Annotated in this window: 1 protein-coding gene; it reads left to right on the top strand. The window is 62.2% G+C overall.

Features of this window, described 5'->3' with window-relative positions:
* Positions 1-86 precede the first annotated feature (86 nt).
* Positions 87-1,073 carry an IS5 family transposase gene (locus NKH30_RS33035; protein ID WP_352687253.1) on the top strand — a complete coding sequence of 329 codons (987 nt, stop codon included), beginning with the start codon at positions 87-89 and terminating at the stop codon, positions 1,071-1,073.
* Positions 1,074-1,218 lie beyond the last annotated feature (145 nt).

Genomic DNA, 1,218 nt, shown 5'->3' with positions numbered 1-1,218 from the left:
CGCTCGGCCACCTTCTCCCACAAGGAGATCTTTGCACAGAAGCCGATCAGTGATTCTGTTGTGAGGTTGGAGCAGGGAGATTCGCGATGGTGGATCGTGTTCTGGGTCAGTTGAGTCTGGCGGACGGTCTTGCGGTGTCGGATGAGACGATCTTCGACCTGATTGCGAAAGAGCTGGACTGGGAGCCGATCAGCAAGCTGCTTGGCCCGCGCAGCAGCAGCGGCCCGGGTAGCGCCAGCTACCCGGCAATGTTGCTGGTGCGCTGCCTTCTGCTGGGTGTGTGGCATGGGCTGAGCGATCCAGCGCTTGAGGCGCAGATCCGTGACCGGCTGTCGTTTCGCCGCTTCGTTGGCTTCAGCCTCTCGGACCGTACGCCCGATCATTCGACCCTATGGCGCTTTCGCGACGAGCTGACGCGTGAGCGGCTGATCGACAAGGTGTTTGAGGAGATCAACCGGCAGCTGGAGACGAAAGGCCTGATCGTCAAGCGCGGCACGCTGGTCGATGCCTCGTTCATGCAATCCCCCGGCCGGCCGCCCAAGCAGCCGAAGAAGGGCCACCACGGCCCGGTCAAGCCGTCGGCGGACAAGGATGCGCGCTGGGGCAAGAAGGGCAAAAAGAGCACTTTTGGCTACAAGATGCACATTGGCGTCGACCAGGGGCACACCTTGATCCGGCGCGTCGAGGTGAGCGACGCCTCAGTCACCGACACCGAGCCGGCCGACCGGTTGATCTGCGGCGATGAGAAGGCGGTCTATGGCGATCAGGCCTATTACACCCATGCCAGGCATGACCGGCTCGCTGAGGCCAAGATCAAGGATCGCCTGATGCGGCGGCCCAACAAGCATCACCCTGAATTGCCGCCGCGCGACAAGCTGCGCAACCGGCTGATCTCCAAGGTGCGGGCGGCGGTTGAGCGGCCTTTCGCCGTGTTCAAGGAGCGTTACGGCATGCGGCGCATGCGCTTCTTCAACCTTGCGACCAACCGCACGCAGTGCATGCTGGCGGCATGCGCCTACAATCTGCGGACTATGATCGGTGTCCTGTATCCACCCAAAGAGAGACGGGCGTGAGGGAGGAGTGCGTCCAAAATCGAGCCGATCGGGCCAATGATGCCGGTCGCGCCAGGGCGACAGGGCGAGGCCTTAGACGCCTTCAAAAGACGCCCAGTAGGCCAATCAGGTTAAGCACACCCTTCATGCAAAGCCCTCACAAGGG

The organism is Mesorhizobium sp. M1273, assembly GCF_040318195.1.
Classification (GTDB): Bacteria; Pseudomonadota; Alphaproteobacteria; order Rhizobiales; family Rhizobiaceae; genus Mesorhizobium.
Note: the sequence above shows the minus strand (reverse complement) of the source record. Positions and strands in the feature narration are given on the sequence as shown.

Bases quoted from the DNA above. Each gene is read 5' to 3' on its own strand.
- NKH30_RS33035 (WP_352687253.1), top strand. From the start codon at position 87: ATGGTGGATCGTGTTCTGGGTCAGTTGAGTCTGGCGGACGGTCTTGCG.